The following is an 18,658-nucleotide window of genomic DNA, read 5'->3' as shown; positions in this document are numbered from 1 at the left end:
CTCACATCAGGCGTAACGGCGCCGGGCCGGGCACCCCATAAGGTGACCGGCCCGGCGTCGTGCGTTCTGCGGAAGTGGAAGCTACGGGACGTGCCGTTCGTCCACGCCGTTGTAGGCGCTCAGCGGACGGATCAGCGAGTTCGAATCCAGCTGCTCCATGAAGTGGGCGGTCCAGCCGGTGATCCGGCTGGCGACGAACAGTGGCGTGAACATGAGCGTGTCGAAGCCCATCAGGTGGTAGGTCGGGCCGGCCGGGTAGTCGAGGTTCGGCTTGATTCCCTTGGCCTCATCCATGGCGGTCTCGAGCCCGTTGTACAGTCCCAGCAGTTCCGGCCGGCCATAGTGCGCGATCATCTTGTCCAGGGCGGCCTTCATGGTGGGCACCCGGGAGTCGCCGTGCTTGTAGACCCTGTGCCCGAAGCCCATCACTTTCTTCTTCTGTGCCAGGGCGTGTTCCATCCAGGCCTTGGCACGGGCTGCTGCCTCTTCGAGCGATTCCTCGGGACGGATGCCGATCTCGTCGAAGGTGTGCATGACGGCTTCGTTGGCGCCGCCGTGCAGCGGGCCCTTGAGCGCACCGATGGCACCCGTGACTGCCGAATGGAGATCGGACAAGGTGGACACGATCACACGTCCGGCGAAGGTGGAGGCGTTAAACGAGTGTTCCGCGTACAGGATCATTGAGACGTTGAACGCGTCCACCACCTCGGGAACTGCTTCCTCCCCGAAGGCCATCCACAGGAAGTTGGCGGAGTAACCCAGGTCGTCCCGGGGTTCCACCAAATCCTGCCCGCGACGGCGGCGCTGGTCATAGGCGACCACCGCGGGCATGGCCGCGAACAGGTCTACGGCCTTGATCATGTTGGCTTCGCGGGACGAATCCTCCGAGAGCTCATGGCGTGCACCCATCACGGACGCCGCCGTCCGGCAGACATCCATGGGGTGTGCCGTGGTGGGGATGGCGTCAACCACTTGCTTGACCACCGGATCCAGGCGACGGCCGGCCCGCTCCCGGGCCATGAAGGCAGCCAGTTCCTCGGCGTTGGGGAGCTCGCCGTTCCATAGCAGGAAGGCGACCTCCTCGAAGCTGCACCGTGCCGCCAATTCCTGGACGGGGTAGCCGCGGTACAGCAGTGAATTCGTGTCGGGATTGACCTTGGAGACGGCGGTGTAGTCCACCACGACGCCCGCGAGGCCCTTCTTGATCTCTTCTTCAGCCATGCTGAACTCCTTCGTTCCTTGCGTCTGTACACCGGCCCCGCGGCCGGTGATCCTGGGTGGAATGCGCGTCAGTGGGTTCCGGGGATCCGGAAGTTGAAGACGCCGGTGTCAAAGCGGTTGTAGGCCTCATAATCCACGAGGTCATACAGCCGCGCGCGGGTCAGCATGCTCCCTACCTGTGCCTCCTGGGTTCCGTCAGCCTTAATCGATTCCAGCGTACGCTCCGCAGCGCCCATGGCACTACGGAGCAGGGTCACGGGATATATCACCATGTTCACGCCCACTCCCTGCAGCTGGTCCGCCGTGAACAGGGCGCTCTTGCCGAATTCGGTCATGTTGGCCAGGATCGGCACATCAACCACGTCCCGGATGGCCTGGAATTCGCTGAGGTCCTTCATCGCTTCGGGGAAAATGGCGTCGGCGCCGGCCTCCACCAGGGCCTTCGCCCGTTCCTGCGCTGCTTCCAGCCCGTCCACCGCACGGATGTCCGTGCGGGCCATGATCAGGAAGTTCGGATCGCGGCGTGCGTCGGCCGCGGCCCGGATCCGTTTCGTGGCGGTGTCGAGGTCCACCACGTTCTTGCCGTCCAGGTGGCCGCAGCGCTTCGGGTTGAACTGGTCCTCGATGTGGCAGCCGGCCAGGCCGGCGTTCTCCAGTTCCTGGACGCTCCGGGCCACATTCATGGGCTCGCCGAAGCCGGTATCGGCATCCACGATGGACGGCAGATCGGTCATGCGGGCGATCTGCCCGGCGCGGGTGGCCACTTCGGTAAGGGTGGTGAGGCCGATGTCCGGCAGGCCCAGGTCGTTCGCCAGCACAGCGCCGGAAATGTAGACGCCGGCGAAACCCTTCTCCTCGATCAGCCGGGCCGAGAGCGGATTGAAGGCTCCCGGGAACTGCTGGATGGTCCCGGACGCGAGCAGTTCACGGAAGCGGATGCGTTTCTGCTCCGGAGTGGTCTTGGAATACAGCATCTAGAACAGCCCCTTGGGCGCGGCGGCGAAGTCGATGACGCCGGGTGCGGCGGTGATGTTCAGCTGGTCAAGCTCGCCGGCGGCCAGCTGCGGAAGCCGGGCAGCGGCGTTGAGGAACCGGTCTATTTCTTCCTCTTCGACCAGTCCGGCTGCGAGCGTGCGGAACTTGTTCACGTACTGCTCGCGGGCGAACGGCCGGGCGCCCAGCGGATGGGCGTCCGCCACGGCAATCTCGTCGGTGATGACGGTGCCGTCGGCCAGCGTGATCTCCACGGAGCCGCCGAATGCCTTCTCGGAGATGTCCGGGGAGTGATAGCGGCGGGTCCACTCCGGATCTTCCACCGTGGAAACCTTCTGCCACAGCTCCACGGTGTCCGGGCGGCCGGCGCGTTCGGGGGAGTAGGAATCCACGTGGTGCCATGAGCCGTCCTGCAGGGCCACGGAGAAGATGTAGGGGATGGAGTGGTCCAGGGTTTCGCGGCTGGCGGTGGGGCTGTACTTCTGCGGATCGTTCGCTCCGGAGCCGATCACATAGTGCGTGTGGTGGCTCGTCCTGATCAGCACGGACTTCACGTTGGCCGGGTCTGTGGCTTCCGGGTGCTCCTTGTGGAGCTTCCGGGCCAGGTCGATCCAGGCCTGGGCCTGGTACTCGGCGGAGTGTTCCTTGGTGTAGGTGTCCAGGATGGCGCGCTTGGCCTCGCCGGCTTCAGGAAGCGGAACCATGTAGGAGGCGTCCGGGCCGTCGAGCATCCAGGCGATCACACCGTCTTCGCCCTCATAGATCGGCACCGGGGACGTCTGGCCGCGCATGGACCGGTCAACCGCTTCGACGGCCATCTTGCCGGCAAACGCGGGTGCGTGCGCCTTCCACGTGGAGATCTCACCCTTCCGGGACTGACGGGTTGCCGTGGTGGTGTGCAGTGCCTGCCCCACCGACTGGAAGATCGTTTCGACGTCGAGCCCCAGCAGTGTGCCGATGCCGGCGGCGGCGGACGGACCGAGGTGCGCCACGTGGTCAATCTTGTGCTTGTGCAGGCAGATCGCCTTGACCAGGTTGACCTGGATCTCATAGCCGGTGGCGATGCCGCGGATGAGGTCCGCTCCGCTGGAGCCCACGTGCTGTGCCACGGCCAGGATGGGCGGGATGTTGTCGCCGGGGTGGGAGTAGTCGGCAGCCAGGAAGGTGTCGTGGTAGTCCAGCTCGCGGACCGCCACTCCGTTGGCCCACGCGGCCCATTCGGGGGAAACGCGCTCGCCGATGCCGAAGACCTTCGAGCCCTTGCCGTTGGTCGAGGGGCCATGGGTGAGGGCCTGTGCCCGCGCGGCGATGATCGGGGCGCGGTTCAGCGAGGCAATGGCTACGGAGGCGTTGTCGATGATGCGGTTGATCACCATATCGGTGACGTCATCCGTGACTGCCACGGGGTCGGCCGCCACCACGGCGATCTTGTGGGCGAGCTGGTCCTCGCGGGGGAGGTTTTCCTCGCTCTTGTACACGCGGACGTGGTGTTCCTTAACCATGGGGGCTCCTTGCTAATGAGGTTTATGGGTGGCTTTGACGTGGGAAAGGCTGCGGTGCAGGTGCATGGTGGTGGCGGCCTGGGCCAGCCGCGGGTTGCCGGCCGCTATCGCCTCGGCGATGGCGGCGTGTTCGGCAGCGGCGGCCGTTAGCCGCGCGTGGTCGTCGGCGGCCAGCCGGCGGACCCGGACCAGGTGCACCCGCAGGCTCCGCATGGCCTGCGCCAGGTAGGAGTTGGAGATGGCGGCATCGATCGCCGAATCGAGCCGGCCCACGAGCTCGTAGTAATCGTGGCGGGCCGGATCAGCGGCGCTGATGAGGGCCGGCGCCTCGAGCAACTCGCCCTGCAGCTGCAGAAAAACCGCGGCGTCACCGCGCTCGGCGGCCAGTGCGGCAGCTTTTCCTTCGAGCGTTTCACGGAGCTCGAACAGTTCGTCGATGTCCTCCAGCGAGATGTCGGTGACGACGACGCCGCGGCTGCCGGCCGTCGTCGTGAGTCCTTCGGCCGTTAGCCTGCTCAAGGCTTCGCGGAGGGGCGTCCGGGAAATCCCCAGCCGCTCGGACTGTTCCACTTCGGCCAGGACGGTACCGGGGCGGAGGCGCCACTCAATGATGTCGTCGCGTAGTGCCGCATACGCCCTGTCGCTGGCGCGCATCTCGCCTCCCTTCGTTGGTAGTCGCAATCAGTGTATACAGAAATCCCCGTTCAGCCCAGCTATTGGGGGAAAATAGCCGGAAATCATCGCGCTGTGTATACACAACCCTTGTTTGCGACCCGCCGCCGGGGATAGCATGGGCCGCAACACAACGTAGTGGACAGGAAATTTTCATGGTCACCAACAGCTACCGCGCCGCCTATGACCGAAGCCTCGCCGATCCCGACGGATTCTGGCTGGAGGCGGCCGAGCGGGTGTCCTGGTCGCAGGCCCCGCACCAGGCGGTGGACAGCACCCGCGCACCGCTTTACGGCTGGTACCCGGACGGCGTCCTCAACACTGCCTTCAACGCGCTGGACCGCCATGTCCTGGCCGGCCGCGGGGACCAGGACGCACTCATCTATGACTCCGCCGTGATGGGCAGCCAGCGGCGATACAGCTACGCCGAGCTCACCGACCTCGTGGCCAGGTTCGCCGGCGTCCTGAGGGCGCGCGGCGTGGGCAAGGGGGACCGCGTGGTGATCTACATGCCCATGATTCCGGAGGCCGCCATTGCCATGCTCGCAGCGGCCCGGCTGGGGGCAGTCCATTCCGTGGTATTTGGCGGATTCGCCCCCAAGGAACTGGCCGCCCGCATCAAGGATGCTTCCCCCGTGGCCGTCGTAACCGCTTCCGGCGGAATAGAGCCGTCACGCCGCGTCGAGTACCTGCCTGCGGTGGCGGAAGCCCTGGCGCTCGCAGGCGCGGAAGGCACCCCGGTCCTGGTCAAGGAACGGGACGGCTTCGACGCGCGGCGCACCGACTTTGCCGGGTGGCTGGACTGGGATGACGAAATGGCCCGGGCCGAACCGGCAGCGCCGGTCGGCGTCGCCGCCACGGATCCGCTCTACATCCTGTACACGTCCGGCACCACGGGGAGCCCCAAGGGGGTGGTCCGCGACAACGGCGGGCACGCGGTGGCCCTGAGCTGGACCATGGAAAACATCTACGGCGTCGGCCCGGGGGACGTGATGTGGACCGCGTCCGACGTCGGGTGGGTGGTGGGCCATTCCTACATCGTGTACGGTCCCCTCATTGCCGGGGCCACCACCGTGCTGTACGAGGGCAAGCCCGTAGGCACGCCCGACGCCGGGGCTTTCTGGCGTGTCATCGGTGACCACAAAGTCGACGTTCTGTTTACCGCGCCGACTGCACTGCGTGCCATCCGCAAAGCGGATCCCGATGCCGCCCTACTGCCCGGCTACGACACCTCCAGCCTCAAGACGCTCTTCGTCGCCGGTGAGCGGCTGGACACCGACACCTACTACTGGGCCGCGGAAGCGCTGGGCGTCCCGGTCGTGGACCACTGGTGGCAGACCGAAACAGGCTGGGCGATTTGCGCCAACCCCCGGGGCTTGGATGCCCTTCCCATCAAGCCCGGCTCACCCACGGTGCCGATGCCCGGCTTCAACCTCAGCATCGTGGATGCCGGCGGCGAAGTGGTGGAGGCTGGCGTGGAAGGCAACATCGTGCTGGGCCTTCCGCTGCCGCCGGGGACCCTCACCACGCTATGGGGAGACGATGACCGGTATGTCTCCTCCTACCTCCTGGCGTTTGAGGGCTGCTACACCACCGGTGACTCCGGATACCGGGACGAGGCCGGCTATGTCTTCGTGATGGGGCGCACCGACGACGTCATCAACGTTGCCGGACACCGGCTGTCCACGGGATCGATGGAGCAGGTCATCGGGCAGCACCCGGCAGTGGCGGAGTGCGCCGTCATCGGCGTGGCGGACCCCCTGAAGGGCCAGCGTGCCAGCGGCTATGTGGTGCTCAAGGCCGGAGTTGACGTGCCGGAGGACGCGCTGGCGCGGGAGCTTATCGCCCTGGTCCGGCGGGACATCGGGGCGGTGGCCGATTTCAAGCACGTTGCCGTGGTGGAGGCGCTGCCCAAGACCAGGTCCGGGAAGATCCTTCGAAAGACGATGCGGCAAATTGCGGACGGCGATGATTATGTGGTGCCGTCCACCATTGAGGATGCCGACGTGCTCGACCGGCTGATCGGAACCCTGCGTCCGGCGGCTGCCGGCGGCGCTGGTTGAGCTAGTCGAAACCTCAGGCGCGATCAGCGGCACTGCCTCAGGCGCGGGACCAGCGGTATTCGTTCTCGGGGCGCCCCGGTGCGCCGTAGCGGGCGGTTCTGGAGACGGTGCCGGCGTCGGCCAGATACTCCAGGTAGCGCCGGGCCGTCACGCGGGACATGCCCAGTGCCGTCATGACCTCTGTAGCTGAGACCGCCCCCGGCTGCTTCCGAATGAAATCGCGGACGGCGTCGAGGGTCGAGGGTGCGAGGCCTTTCGGAAGGGGAAGCTCCGATGGCGCCCTGAGGCTGGCAAAAGCCTGGTCGACGTCGCTCTGGGAGGCGGCGGCCTTGGCCGAGCCCGCCTCGGGGCTGGCAAGCTGCTCGCGGAACTGGCGGTAGCTGTCCAGCTTGTCCGCGAACGTGGCAAACGTAAATGGCTTGATGAGGTACTGCACCACGCCGATTGACACGGCGTTGCGGACGATCGCGAGCTCCCTGACTGCCGTGATGGCGATGATGTCGGCAAAGTGGCCGGAGGAGCGCATCCGGCGCGCGATATCGAGCCCGTGCAGGTCCGGGAGGTTCATGTCCAGGAGCACCAGTTCCACCGGGCTGCCGGCAGCGGCGAATTCCGTAAGCATCCGCAGCGCAGACTGTCCGTCGGGAGCGGTGCCCGCCAGGGTGAACCCCTCCAGCCTGCCGACGTACGCGGCATGGGCCGCCGAAGCAATCGGCTCGTCCTCGACGACGAGGACTCGGATGTCTGTCACGCGTGTTCCTCCGGGAGGCTGGGCGGGTCCGACGCGGGCAGCACAATGTGGAAGCGTGCCCCGCCGGTGCTGTCGGAATTGGTGATCGTCATCGTACCGGCCAGCCGCTGAACTGCCTGCTTCACGAGCGCCAGTCCGAGGCCGCGGCCGAAGGGCCCGGCGGCCTTCGTGCTGAAGCCATACCGGAAAACGTCGTCGATGGCATCCGGTTCAATGCCCTTTCCGGAATCCTGCACGGTGACCTCCAGTCCGCCGTCGTGTGAATCCACCCTCAGCTCCACGCGCCTGGGGGCAGGAGCCTCGGCGGCGGCGTCGATCGCGTTGTCCAGCAGGTTGCCGAGGATCGTGACGAGGTCCTGCACGGCGAGGCCGGCGGCACCCGTCGGCCCGGACGCTTCGATGACAAGTTCCACGCCCCGCTCATGGGCCTCAGCGGCTTTGCCCATGATGAGCGCGCTGATGACGGGTTCCTGCACGGAGTTCAGCATGTCATCCGTCAGCTGCTGGCTCAGCTCGAGATCCTTGGTAGCGAAGTCGAGGGCCTCTCCGGTGCGGCCGAGCTCGAGGAGAGAAACCATGGTGTGGAGCCGGTTCGCGTGCTCGTGGGTCTGGGCCCGCAGCGCGCCGGACAGCGTTCGCATGGTTTCGAGCTCGCTTCCCAGGGACTCGATTTCGGTGCGGTCACGGATCGTGGCCACTGTTCCGAAAACAGCCGGGCGCTGCCGCACGGGAGGGGAGTCCGGACCCACCGCCGGGCCCTGGTTCACGACGAGAACGCCGGAGTCGGTCAGATGGATCTCATCGTGGGCCGTGCGGCCCGACTCGAAGAGGCTTTTGAGGCTTGGCGCCAACGGGAGGTCCGCGAGGAAAGGAGTGTCCGACTGATCGCCGCCCGAGTGCGGCGCGAGCCCCAGCAGTTCAGCCGCCTGGTCGTTGTACATCACCACTCTTCCCTTGGGATCGATCAGTATGACGCCTTCGCGGACCGAGTGGAGCACGGATTCGTAGTACGCAAAGAGCTGCGCCAGCTGCTCGGGTCCCCAGCCGCGCGTTACCCTACGGAGATAGCGTCCGAGGAGCCATGACGTCAGCCATCCGCCCAGCAGGAGGGCGCCCGCGATGGCCAGCAGGGCCGGAATCCTGCCGGCTACCGCCACGTCAACGTTTCTGACAGTGACGCCGGCGGCGACCAGCGCTTTCACCGAGCCGTTCGCGTCCTTGACCGGAGCGATGGTGCGCACAGAGGGGCCAAGGGTTCCGGCCGTGATTTCAGTGAACACGTGCCCCTCAAGGGCAGCGGAGATTGAGCCGATGTACGGCTGGCCAATCTCCTCGTTCCGGGGGTGTGTCCAGCGTGTCCGGTCCGGCGCCATGATGGTGATGAAGTCGGCGTCGGCGTCATTCATCACTCGGAGCGCATAGGGCTGGAGCGTGGCCGAGGGATCACGGGAGGCCGCGGCCTGGAGCACCAGCGGGTTGTCGGCAATGGAGATAGCCACGGCGGCCATCCGGCGTCCGGCCTCGTCATACGTGCGGTCCCGGGCGTCCAGGAATGCGGCCGTTCCCACGACTGCGGTGAGCGCCAGCACGAACAGAAGGTTCGCCACGAACAGCCGCCTGGCAATGCTCCAACGGTGGATCACAACACCTCCTATGACCAATATGAACGCAACGGTGAGCCAAGTCACTCCATGCCTAATGATGGAAATCACAAAGGACCGACGCGAAGAGCCCAGAGACTGTGCCGAAGCGTCTTCCAGATTATCCATAAGGAGACACATCATGGCTTCTCAACGAGGAGAGTCGGCTGTACCGGCCAAGGCCGGGCGCAAAGGGCTGGACAAGTCCCACTATCTTTACATCGCCGTCATCGCCGCCGTTATCCTGGGCGCAGTGGTCGGACTGCTGTTCCCTGAGGTCGGCAAGTCCCTCAAACCGCTGGGAGACGGGTTTATCAAGCTCATCAAGATGATGATCGCCCCGATCATCTTCTGCACCATCGTTTTGGGTATCGGCTCCATCGCCAAGGCTGCAACCGTCGGCAAGGTGGGCGGCCTGGCCCTCGGTTACTTCGTCCTCATGTCGACCTTCGCGCTCGCCATCGGCCTCGTGGTCGGCAACCTCATCCACCCCGGTGAGGGCCTGAAGCTGGCGCCGTACGATCCCAACAAGAAGGCCGCCACGGACAGCACCGTTGACTTCCTCCTGGGCATCATTCCCGGCGACATTCCAGTGCTCCCCACCCTCCTTGCCGCCATCCTCCTAGGCTTCGCTCTGCAGAAGATGGGTCCGCAGGGCGCCCCCGTCCTCAAGGCCATCGGCCACGGCCAGGCGGTCGTCTTCCGGATCCTCATCATGATCATGTGGCTCGCCCCGGTGGGTGCTTTCGGTGCCATCGCGGCCGTTGTCGGTGCCACCGGCTTCCAGGCAATCGTGAGCATGTTCACCCTGATGGTCGCCTTCTACATCACCTGCGCACTCTTCATCGTCGTGATCCTCGGCGGCCTGCTGCAGGTGGTGGCCGGCGTGAACATCTTCAAGCTCATGAAGTACCTGGCCCGTGAATACCTGCTGATCTTCTCCACCTCCTCCTCCGAGGCCGCGCTGCCCCGCCTGATCGCCAAGATGGAGCACCTGGGTGTCTCCAAGCCGGTCGTCGGCGTCACGGTCCCCACGGGATACTCGTTCAACCTCGACGGCACCGCCATCTACCTGACCATGGCGTCGCTGTTCGTGGCCAACGCCATGGGAACCCCGCTGGACCTCGGCGCCCAGATCTCCCTGCTGATCTTCATGATCATCGCCTCCAAGGGCGCCGCCGGTGTCACCGGTGCAGGCCTCGCCACGCTGGCCGCCGGCCTCCAGGCCCATGCGCCCCAGCTGCTGGGCGGCGTGGGCATGATCGTCGGCATCGACCGCTTTATGTCCGAGGCCCGCGCCCTGACCAACTTCACCGGAAACGCCGTGGCCACGGTCCTGATCGGCACCTGGGTCAAGGAGATCGACGGCGAGCAGGTCGGGCGCGTCCTGTCCGGCGAAGAACCCTTCGACGAGCAGACCATGATCGCCGGCCACCACGAGGTCCCCGAGGTCCGCGAGGCCCCGGTGCAGCCCGTTCCGGCCAACGCCTAAAGTCCCGAATACCAAAGGCGCTCCGGCGCCGGCCAACCGCCCGTACAGGCCCAGCCTGTGCGGGCGGTTTGCGTGGGCGGAAGACCAACCTTCGACCTCAGGTAAAAGGTCAAGGCTCAAACGCCATCAAAAGTCAAGTTCCACGGAATGCCGTGTCGGGCGCTGTAGCCTTGGGTGGAAGCAGCATGGGCGCCGGGCAGATAGCGGCCCGGGCATTCAGCGGCAGAGAACAATCACCGTCATCGAAAGTGTGGATAGATACGTGAGCAGCGAACAGGGTTCAGCAACTCTGGAAGGCACGGAACTCGACCTGGAAGACGCCGTGATGGGTCCCACAGGACGTCCCTACCGCGAATTTCCGGAGCCCGCGCCGCTGTCCTCCCATGGACCGGCCCGCGTGATTGCCATGGTCAACCAGAAGGGCGGCGTGGGTAAGACCACGTCAACCATCAATCTCGCGGCTGCGCTGGCAGAATATGGCCGCCGCGTGCTCCTGGTGGACTTCGACCCCCAGGGCGCATTGTCCGCCGGGCTGGGAGTCAACCCCCACGAACTCGACCTGACTGTCTACAACGTCCTCATGGACCGCAAGGTGGACATCCGCGACGCCATCCACCAGACCGGCGTGGACAACGTTGACCTCCTGCCCGCCAACATCGACCTTTCCGCTGCCGAGGTCCAGCTGGTCAACGAGGTTGCCCGCGAACAGGTGCTCGACCGGGCGCTGAAAAAGGTTGAAGACGATTACGACGTCGTCCTCATCGACTGCCAGCCGTCCCTCGGGCTGCTCACCGTCAACGCCCTGACGGCCGCCCACGGCGTGATCATCCCGCTGATCTGCGAATTCTTCGCGTTGCGGGCCGTGGCCCTCCTGGTCGAGACCATCGACAAAGTCCAGGACCGCCTCAACCCGCGGCTGCAGGTGGACGGCGTGCTCGCCACCATGTACGACGCCCGCACCCTCCACAGCCGTGAGGTCATCACGCGCCTCGTCGAGGCCTTCGGCGACAAAGTCTTCGAGACCGTCATCAAGCGTTCCATCAAGTTCGCCGATGCCACCGTGGCCGCCGAACCGATCACCATCTACGCCGGCAACCACATCGGCGCCGACGCCTACCGCCGCCTCGCCAAGGAACTCATCTCGCGCGGCGGCGCGCCCTAGCCTGGATGACGGCTGAGTCGGCAACGCCGCTCGCGCAGCGCGGTCAGCAGTCGGACGCGGACGACGGCGGAGCCCCGCCGGAGGCGGTTAATCCACCGGAGGCCAGGAAGTCCGGCTTTGAGGTGCGGCTGGCCAACTTCACCGGTCCGTTCGACCTCCTTCTCGGCCTGATCTCCAAGCACCAGCTGGACATCACCGAGGTGGCACTGGCCACGGTGACCGATGAGTTCATCAAGTACATCCGGAACCTGCAGAAACTGGGGGAGGAGTGGGCGCTCGATGAAGCCAGCGAGTTCCTCGTCATCGCTGCCACCCTGCTGGATCTGAAGGCCGCACGCCTGCTTCCGGCAGGTGAGGTCGAGGACGATGACGACATCGCCCTGCTGGAGGCGCGGGACCTGCTCTTTGCGCGGCTGCTGCAGTACAAGGCGTTCAAGCAGGTGGCCGCCCTGCTGGATTCCACGCTCGAGCTGGAGGCCCGGCGGTACCCGAGGCAGGTGGCGCTGGAAGAGCATTTTGCGGCCATGCTGCCGGAGCTCGTCTGGAAGCACACGCCGCAGCAGTTCGCTGCCCTCGCCGAGACTGCACTGAAACCCAAGACGCCCGCGCCCACGGAAGTGGGGCTGGCCCACCTCCACGGCAGTCCCGTCAGCGTCAAGGAACAGGCGGAGCTGATCGGACTGCGCCTGCAGCAGGGCAGGCCGCTGTCGTTCCGCGCGCTGATTGCAGATGCGGAATCCACGCTGGTGGTGGTTGCCCGATTCCTGGCGTTGCTTGAGCTGTTCCGGGACCAGGTGGTGGCTTTCAACCAGCTTGCGCCGCTGGGCGACCTCACCGTCCGCTGGACGGCGCCCGGCGCCGAGTGGAGCAGCGACCACCTGACAGAAGAATATGAGGAGCAGCCGTGAGGAAAGCCGTGCAGGAACCGTCGTCGGATGACATGGGTAGCGGCGGCGCCGACGTCACGGCGTTGCCCGGCGGAGCACGGGCTGCCCTTGAGGCCGTGCTGATGGTGCTGGACCAGCCTGCATCAGCAACGGACCTCGCCGCCGGACTCAATCTGACCGTGGCCGCCGTGGAGGAGTTGCTGCTGGAACTGCAGCGCGAGTATGACGGCTATACTGTTAAAGCCCCGGATATGGAAATTGCCAGTAACGCTGGCTTCACCTCCAGCCCCCGGGGTTTTGAATTGCGGAATGTCGCCGGCGGCTGGCGCATCTACTCCAGGGCTGAATTCGCTGACGTCGTCGGTGCGTTCGTCCTGGAGGGACAGACGGCCAGGCTGACGCAGGCGGCGCTCGAGACGCTCGCCGTCATCGCGTACCGTCAGCCCGTTTCCAGGGCGGGGGTGTCTGCAATTCGCGGAGTCAACGTTGACTCTGTCGTGCGGACGCTGACCCAGCGGGGGCTGATCGAGGACACCGGAACTGAGCCGGAGTCAGGCGCTGTCCTGTACCGCACGACGTCGTATTTCCTTGAGCGCATGGGAATCGGCTCGGTGGCTGAGTTGCCTCAGCTTTCTCCGCACCTTCCGGGGCTTGAAGGAATTGAAGAGTTCTACGACGCCGGAAGAATGTAGGCAGTTTTGCCTGCGCAACAGTATTTACCAGGGCAGATTTAATCTGCACGGCTGGCTAGTGTTGTCCTAGGACAACCGTTGCCGGTCAACATAACGAAGGACGGGTCATGACACAGGCGGGACGCCAGGGTTCACCACGTAACAGTTCAGGACGTAAAGGTCCGGAACGAAAGTCAGCGGGCAGCGCAGGACGCGGTGCCCCCAGCCCCCGGGGCGGCGGATTTGGCGCCGGCCAGCGGGACTTCTCCAAGGGCGGCGACCGCCCGTACAAGGCGCCCAAGCCGCGCGAGGAGCGCTTCATCGATCCCGACGAAGCAGCCGCCGCGCAGGCGGGCCGGCCTGCCGCGGGCGACTGGAAGTCCGGTGCCAAGCCGGCAGCCCGGAAGCCCGGAGCCCGCAAGCCGGGGGCAGGAAAGGCGCCCGGCACTCCCGGCGCGCCCAAGGCCAAGCCGCGCTCCGCCGCGGCCAAGACCTTCGGTACGCGCGCGTTCGGCGGCGAACGGTTCGGCCAGAACCTCGGCGCCGTCCGCAAGCCTTCGCGCAAGCGCGGCCCCAGCGGGCCCGTGCCGCAGTCCGAACTGCACGACGCCGACGGCGTACGCCTGCAGAAGGTCATGGCCCAGGCCGGAGTTGCTTCCCGGCGCGTCTGCGAAGAAATGATCGCCGAAGGCCGCGTGGAAGTCGACGGCCAGGTAGTCACCGAGCTTGGTGTCCGCGTCGATCCCAAGACATCCGTTATCCACGTGGACGGCCTCCGCATCCAGCTGGATGAGTCCCTCGTGTACATGGTCTTCAACAAGCCCAAGGGCGTCGTGTCCACCATGGAGGACCCGGACGGGCGTCCCTGCATCAGCGACTTTGTCCGCAACACGCATGGTGAGCGGCTCTTCCACGTCGGCCGCCTGGACGTCGCCACCGAGGGCCTGCTGCTGCTGACGAACGACGGCGAACTGGCCAACCGCCTGACGCACCCTTCCTACGAGGTTCCCAAGACGTACCTGGTCCAGGTCCGGGGGCCGTTCCCGCAGGGAATCGGCGCGCAGTTGAAGGCCGGCGTTGAACTCGAGGACGGGTTCGCCTCGGTGGACTCGTTCAAACTGGTGGACTCCACACCGGGCCACGTGCTGATCGAGGTTGTCCTGCACTCCGGCAAGAACCGGATTGTGCGCCGGCTTTTCGACGCCGTCGGGTTCCCCGTGCTGCGCCTGGTGCGCGTCAAGGTGGGCCCCATCGGCCTGGGCGACCAGCGCCAGGGGAGCATCCGCAACCTCGGCAAGCAGGAAGTCGGCCACCTGCTGGCATCCGTGGGGCTGTAGGGCATGTCTGCTTTCCGCACGCACGGCCGCGGGCACCTCAACGGCCCGGTCGCCGTGATCGGCACCGGGCTGCTCGGCGCGAGCATCGGACTCGGCCTCCGCGGCCGGGGTGTCGCCGTGTACCTCTCGGACCCGTCGCCCACCAACCAGGCGGTTGCCGTGGACATCGGCGCCGGCCTGCCTCTGGAGGCACTGGGCCAGGAGCAGCCGGAACTCGTCGTCGTTGCGGCTCCGCCGGACGTCACGGCGGACGTCGTGGAGCGTGCCCTGGCCGACTACCCGGAGGCCACCGTGGTAGACATCGCCAGCGTCAAGGCGGCCATCCTGGACGAACTGCGCCGCCGGGGCGTGGACCTGGCGCGGTACGTCGGGACCCACCCCATGGCAGGGCGCGAGAAGTCCGGGCCTGTCGCCGCCCGCGGCGAGCTCTTCACATCCATGCCCTGGGTGGTGTGCCCCTCCGAGGAGTCTTCCCCGGGGGCGCTGCAGGCCGCGCGTGCGCTGGCCGGTGACCTCGGCGCCGTCGTCTCGCAGTTCACTGCGGACGAACACGACGAAGCCGTGGCGCTCGTATCCCACCTGCCCCAGGTCATGTCGTCGCTGCTGGCCAGCCGGCTGCAGGGCACTCCGCTGCACGCGCTTTCCCTCTCCGGAAACGGGCTGCGGGACGTCACCCGCATCGCCGCCAGCGATCCCACGCTCTGGGTACAGATCCTGGGGGCCAACGCGGAAAAGGTCGTTGGCATCCTGCACGGAGTCCGCGAAGACCTGAACAGGCTGATCGGCACGCTGGAGGATCCCACTGCCCCGGGAGCCCGCCTGGACCTGGCCCAGCTGATCAGCGAAGGCAACGCAGGGCAGGCGCGGATCCCCGGCAAGCACGGCGGGCCGCCGCAGGCGTATTCCTGGCTGACGGTCCTGGTGGACGACAAGCCGGGCCAGATCGCACGGCTCCTGACGGAGATCGGCGAGATCGGCGTCAACGTGGAGGACCTGCGGCTCGACCATTCATCCGGCCAAAACGTCGGCATGGTGGAACTGTCCGTTCTCCCCAACAGGCACGATCTCCTGATCGAGGCCCTCAATGACCGCGGATGGCGGGTACTGCAGTAAATGACACAGGAACTGATTGATACTTTGCCTGCCCTGCGCCTGGGCCGGCCCCTCGTTGTCGCCATCGACGGGCCGTCCGGATCCGGAAAGTCGAGCGTCAGCAAGGAAGTGGCCCGCCGGCTGAACCTGGCCTACCTGGACACGGGCGCCATGTACCGGGCGCTGACCTGGTTCTGCCTTGACCGGGCCATCGACCTCACCGACGCAGCGGCCGTAGAGCTTGCGGCCGAAGAACTGCCGCTCGACATCAGCACCACTCCGCATGAAGAGTATGTGCGGGTGGACGGCGCCGACGTCACCGAAGCCATTCGGGAACCGGAGATCTCCTCCGCGGTCAGCGCCGTGGCCACAACGCTGGGAGCCCGGACGGAACTCATCCGGCGCCAGCGCGCGCTGATCGAAAAGCACCACCGCCGCATGGTGGTGGAAGGCAGGGACATCACCACCGTCGTCGTGCCCGGTGCGCAGGTGCGCATGCTGCTGACCGCAAGCGAGGAAGCCCGCCTGCGCCGCCGCGGCATCCAGCTCGGCGGCACGCAAAGCGCAGAACAGCTGGCCGCCCAGGTGATCCAGCGCGATGCCAGGGATTCAACCGTGGTGAACTTCACCCAGGCCGCGGACGGCGTGGTCACCCTGGATTCGTCGGAGCTGGACTTCGAGGAAACCGTGGCCGCGGCGCTGCGGATTGTCACCAAGGTCATCAACCATGAGTGACGCCTCTGGCGCCGCTGGCAACAGTGTTCCCGGCAGCGGTGTTCCCGGGGCCTGGACCATGGGATGGAGCCGGCCCGTGGGCTGGTTGCTGGACCACGTCATCTACCGGACCTCCGTCACGGGGCGCGCCAACGTGCCGGCCGACGGCCCGGTGATCTTCGCAGGCAACCACATCAGCTTACTGGACGGCCCGGTGATGTTCGGCGCATCCCCGCGCCCCATGCACATCCTCGTCAAACAGGAGATGTTCAAGGGATTCCTGGGGCGCGTGCTGAGGGCTTCCGGCCAGCTTCCGGTGGACCGCGCCGGGGACCGGTCCGCGCTTCAGCTCAGCAAGGCAGTGCTCGACGCCGGCCGTTGCGTCGGGATTCTTCCCGAAGGCACGCGGGGGAGCGGCAAGGCCTCCGGAATCAGCAACGGAGTGGCATGGCTCGCCCTGAACTCCGCGGCAGTGGTGGTCCCCGTGGCCATCCTCGGCACGCGGAAGGGCGGCGAACACCTGGACACGGTACCCCGGCCCGGCCGGAGACTGCACGTCAGCTTCGGCGAGCCCATCAGCGTAGGCCGAAAACCCAACGAAACCGGGCGTGCTTCAATGGACAGGGCGGGAATGGATATCCGCGCTGCGCTGGCGAAACACGTCCAGGACACCATTTACCTGAGCGGGCAGGCTTTGCCCGACGCGGAATTCCCGCAAGAACGTTCCAACGCAGTAGCCGGGTCGCCGGCAGATCACCACTAAGGAAAGTGCAATGAGCGATACGACTCAAACCTCCGGCCTCTCGGGCGCCGGCGAAGACGAATACACGCCCACCGGCACCGACCAGGTGGCTGAGCATCTCGCAGCCCTGGACGATGACGAGGCGGAGCTCCGCGCGGCCTCCCTCCGGGCCGGGCTGGACGACTACGAACTCGACGAGGAAGACGCAGCGCTGCTCAGCGGCCGCTACGACGACGAGGATCTTGAAGGTCCGGTCAAGCTCGATCCCGTGCTGGCCATCATCGGCCGCCCGAACGTGGGCAAGTCCACCCTTGTCAACCGCATCCTGGGCCGCCGCGAGGCCGTCGTGGAGGACACCCCGGGCGTGACCCGCGACCGCGTGATGTACTCCGCCCACTGGAACGGCCGTAACTTCACCGTGGTGGACACCGGCGGCTGGGAGCACGATGCCCGCGGCATTCACGCCCGGGTGGCGGAACAGGCCGAAATGGCCGTGGAGCTGGCCGACGCCGTACTGTTCGTCGTTGACTCCGCCGTGGGCGCGACTGCCACGGACGAAGGCGTCATGAAGATGCTGCGCAGGAGCAAGAAGCCGGTCATCATGGTCGCCAACAAGGTGGATGACTTTGCCCAGGAAGCCGATTCCGCCACGCTCTGGGGACTGGGATTCGGCGAGCCGTATCCCGTGTCCGCCCTGCACGGCCGCGGCGTCGCCGACCTTCTGGACCATGTCATGGACACGCTGCCGGAATTCTCCACCATCGAGGGCCTGGAACGCTCCGGCGGCCCCCGGCGTGTGGCCCTGATCGGCCGCCCGAACGTAGGCAAGTCATCGCTCCTGAACAAGCTGGCCGGCTCCGAGCGCGTAGTGGTGGACAACACTGCCGGCACGACGCGTGACCCGGTGGATGAATTCATCGAGCTGGGCGGCCGTACCTGGCGCTTCGTCGACACGGCCGGCATCCGGCGCCGCCAGCACATGGCCCAGGGCGCCGACTTCTACGCCTCCCTGCGGACCCAGAGCGCGCTCGAAAAGGCGGAGGTCGCCGTCGTGCTCCTCGCGGTGGACGAGGTCCTCAGCGAGCAGGATGTCCGCATTCTCCAGCTGGCTATCGAATCCGGACGAGCCATGGTGCTGGCGTTCAACAAGTGGGACCTGCTGGACGACGAACGCCGCCGGTACCTTGAGCGCGAAATCGAGCAGGACCTGGCGCACGTTGAGTGGGCGCCGCGGGTCAACATCTCGGCCAAGACCGGCTGGCACAAGGACCGCCTCGTGCCCGCACTGGACCTCGCCCTCGAAAACTGGGACAAGCGCATCCCCACCGGACGGCTCAACGCCTTCCTGGGCGAACTTGTGGCCGCCCACCCGCACCCGGTCCGCGGCGGCAAGCAGCCCAGGATCCTCTTCGGCACCCAGGCCTCCAGCCGGCCGCCGAAGTTCGTCCTGTTCACCACCGGGTTCCTGGACCCGGGATACCGCCGGTTCATCACCCGGCGGCTGCGCGAAACGTTTGGTTTCGAGGGCACGCCCATCGAAGTCAACATGCGTGTCCGCGAAAAACGGGGTAAGAAGCGTTAATTAGGACACACCGGGCCCGTGGCGGGTGAAAATGTCACGGGCACCCTCCGGAATCGTGTAAGCTTTTGGAGGTGGTTCGGCCGGACTGCTTAGGTGAAATTCTTCTGAACTTCACTGAAGCGGAGAACGGCAGAACT

Annotated in this window: 16 protein-coding genes; 10 read left to right on the top strand and 6 right to left on the bottom strand. The window is 66.2% G+C overall.

The genetic code is table 11. The features are described from left to right. Positions 1-81: 81 nt before the first annotated feature. The 4 genes from ASG92_RS11810 to ASG92_RS11795 all read right to left on the bottom strand — a co-directional run bounded on the left by ASG92_RS11810 (position 82) and on the right by ASG92_RS11795 (position 4,370). Positions 82-1,221 carry a bifunctional 2-methylcitrate synthase/citrate synthase gene (locus ASG92_RS11810; protein WP_056628302.1) on the bottom strand — a complete coding sequence of 380 codons (1,140 nt, stop codon included), beginning with the start codon at positions 1,219-1,221 and terminating at the stop codon, positions 82-84. Positions 1,222-1,289: 68 nt separating this feature from the next. Then, positions 1,290-2,195: a methylisocitrate lyase gene (gene prpB / locus ASG92_RS11805; protein WP_056628299.1), complete on the bottom strand. Its 906-nt coding sequence runs from the start codon at positions 2,193-2,195 to the stop codon at positions 1,290-1,292. Then, positions 2,196-3,716, bottom strand: a complete 1,521-nt coding sequence (locus ASG92_RS11800; protein ID WP_056628295.1) for an MmgE/PrpD family protein — start codon at positions 3,714-3,716, stop codon at positions 2,196-2,198. A gap of 12 nt (positions 3,717-3,728) precedes the next feature. Beyond that, positions 3,729-4,370, bottom strand: coding sequence for a GntR family transcriptional regulator (locus tag ASG92_RS11795; RefSeq protein WP_056628292.1), 642 nt, complete (start codon positions 4,368-4,370; stop codon positions 3,729-3,731). Positions 4,371-4,543: 173 nt separating this feature from the next. Between ASG92_RS11795 and ASG92_RS11790 the strand changes: the two genes are divergently transcribed. Continuing rightward, positions 4,544-6,451, top strand: a complete 1,908-nt coding sequence (locus ASG92_RS11790) for an AMP-binding protein (RefSeq protein WP_056628289.1) — start codon at positions 4,544-4,546, stop codon at positions 6,449-6,451. Between the two features lie 37 nt (positions 6,452-6,488). Here ASG92_RS11790 and ASG92_RS11785 read toward each other — a convergent pair whose 3' ends face one another. Together ASG92_RS11785 and ASG92_RS11780 are read right to left on the bottom strand one after the other, a co-directional pair. Next, positions 6,489-7,202, bottom strand: a complete 714-nt coding sequence (locus ASG92_RS11785; RefSeq protein WP_056628287.1) for a response regulator — start codon at positions 7,200-7,202, stop codon at positions 6,489-6,491. Beyond that, positions 7,199-8,845 (bottom strand): sensor histidine kinase, encoded by a 1,647-nt coding sequence (locus ASG92_RS11780; protein WP_056628284.1) that lies wholly within the window; start codon positions 8,843-8,845, stop codon positions 7,199-7,201. Before ASG92_RS11780 ends, ASG92_RS11785 begins: the two co-directional genes overlap by 4 nt. 139 nt (positions 8,846-8,984) lie before the next feature. Between ASG92_RS11780 and ASG92_RS11775 the strand changes: the two genes are divergently transcribed. The 9 genes from ASG92_RS11775 (at position 8,985) to der (ending at position 18,521) form a co-directional block, all read left to right on the top strand. Continuing rightward, the gene (locus ASG92_RS11775; RefSeq protein WP_056628280.1) at positions 8,985-10,334 is read left to right on the top strand and encodes a cation:dicarboxylase symporter family transporter; all 1,350 of its coding nucleotides are present in this window, start codon (positions 8,985-8,987) and stop codon (positions 10,332-10,334) included. Positions 10,335-10,596: 262 nt separating this feature from the next. Then, positions 10,597-11,496, top strand: a complete 900-nt coding sequence (locus tag ASG92_RS11770) for an AAA family ATPase (protein WP_056628275.1) — start codon at positions 10,597-10,599, stop codon at positions 11,494-11,496. Positions 11,497-11,501: 5 nt separating this feature from the next. Continuing rightward, the gene (locus ASG92_RS11765) at positions 11,502-12,404 is read left to right on the top strand and encodes a ScpA family protein (RefSeq protein WP_056628273.1); all 903 of its coding nucleotides are present in this window, start codon (positions 11,502-11,504) and stop codon (positions 12,402-12,404) included. 32 nt (positions 12,405-12,436) lie between these two features. After that, the gene (locus tag ASG92_RS11760; RefSeq protein WP_056628355.1) at positions 12,437-13,075 is read left to right on the top strand and encodes an SMC-Scp complex subunit ScpB; all 639 of its coding nucleotides are present in this window, start codon (positions 12,437-12,439) and stop codon (positions 13,073-13,075) included. A 107-nt stretch (positions 13,076-13,182) separates the two neighbouring features. Beyond that, positions 13,183-14,391, top strand: coding sequence for a pseudouridine synthase (locus tag ASG92_RS11755; RefSeq protein ID WP_056628269.1), 1,209 nt, complete (start codon positions 13,183-13,185; stop codon positions 14,389-14,391). 3 nt (positions 14,392-14,394) lie between these two features. Then, on the top strand, positions 14,395-15,504 hold the full coding sequence (locus tag ASG92_RS11750; RefSeq protein WP_056628264.1) for a prephenate dehydrogenase: 1,110 nt from the start codon (positions 14,395-14,397) through the stop codon (positions 15,502-15,504). Continuing rightward, complete coding sequence (gene cmk, locus ASG92_RS11745) at positions 15,505-16,218, top strand: (d)CMP kinase (protein WP_056628261.1); 714 nt, start codon at positions 15,505-15,507, stop codon at positions 16,216-16,218. A gap of 58 nt (positions 16,219-16,276) precedes the next feature. Continuing rightward, complete coding sequence (locus ASG92_RS11740; protein WP_157372193.1) at positions 16,277-16,960, top strand: lysophospholipid acyltransferase family protein; 684 nt, start codon at positions 16,277-16,279, stop codon at positions 16,958-16,960. Between the two features lie 10 nt (positions 16,961-16,970). Beyond that, on the top strand, positions 16,971-18,521 hold the full coding sequence (der, locus tag ASG92_RS11735; protein WP_056628255.1) for a ribosome biogenesis GTPase Der: 1,551 nt from the start codon (positions 16,971-16,973) through the stop codon (positions 18,519-18,521). Positions 18,522-18,658: the final 137 nt, after the last annotated feature.

The organism is Arthrobacter sp. Soil736 (genome assembly GCF_001428005.1).
GTDB lineage: Bacteria > Actinomycetota > Actinomycetes > Actinomycetales > Micrococcaceae > Arthrobacter.
This window is presented reverse-complemented; position numbering and strand designations above follow the sequence as displayed.

Excerpts from the sequence above, each read along its gene's own strand:
- ASG92_RS11810 (WP_056628302.1), bottom strand. The coding sequence starts at position 1,221 with ATGGCTGAAGAAGAGATCAAGAAGGGCCTCGCGGGCGTCGTGGTGGAC.
- prpB (WP_056628299.1), bottom strand. The coding sequence starts at position 2,195 with ATGCTGTATTCCAAGACCACTCCGGAGCAGAAACGCATCCGCTTCCGT.
- ASG92_RS11800 (WP_056628295.1), bottom strand. The coding sequence starts at position 3,716 with ATGGTTAAGGAACACCACGTCCGCGTGTACAAGAGCGAGGAAAACCTC.
- ASG92_RS11795 (WP_056628292.1), bottom strand. The coding sequence starts at position 4,370 with ATGCGCGCCAGCGACAGGGCGTATGCGGCACTACGCGACGACATCATT.
- ASG92_RS11790 (WP_056628289.1), top strand. The coding sequence starts at position 4,544 with ATGGTCACCAACAGCTACCGCGCCGCCTATGACCGAAGCCTCGCCGAT.
- ASG92_RS11775 (WP_056628280.1), top strand. The coding sequence starts at position 8,985 with ATGGCTTCTCAACGAGGAGAGTCGGCTGTACCGGCCAAGGCCGGGCGC.
- ASG92_RS11765 (WP_056628273.1), top strand. The coding sequence starts at position 11,502 with ATGACGGCTGAGTCGGCAACGCCGCTCGCGCAGCGCGGTCAGCAGTCG.
- ASG92_RS11760 (WP_056628355.1), top strand. The coding sequence starts at position 12,437 with ATGGGTAGCGGCGGCGCCGACGTCACGGCGTTGCCCGGCGGAGCACGG.
- ASG92_RS11755 (WP_056628269.1), top strand. The coding sequence starts at position 13,183 with ATGACACAGGCGGGACGCCAGGGTTCACCACGTAACAGTTCAGGACGT.
- ASG92_RS11750 (WP_056628264.1), top strand. The coding sequence starts at position 14,395 with ATGTCTGCTTTCCGCACGCACGGCCGCGGGCACCTCAACGGCCCGGTC.
- cmk (WP_056628261.1), top strand. The coding sequence starts at position 15,505 with ATGACACAGGAACTGATTGATACTTTGCCTGCCCTGCGCCTGGGCCGG.
- ASG92_RS11740 (WP_157372193.1), top strand. The coding sequence starts at position 16,277 with ATGGGATGGAGCCGGCCCGTGGGCTGGTTGCTGGACCACGTCATCTAC.
- der (WP_056628255.1), top strand. The coding sequence starts at position 16,971 with ATGAGCGATACGACTCAAACCTCCGGCCTCTCGGGCGCCGGCGAAGAC.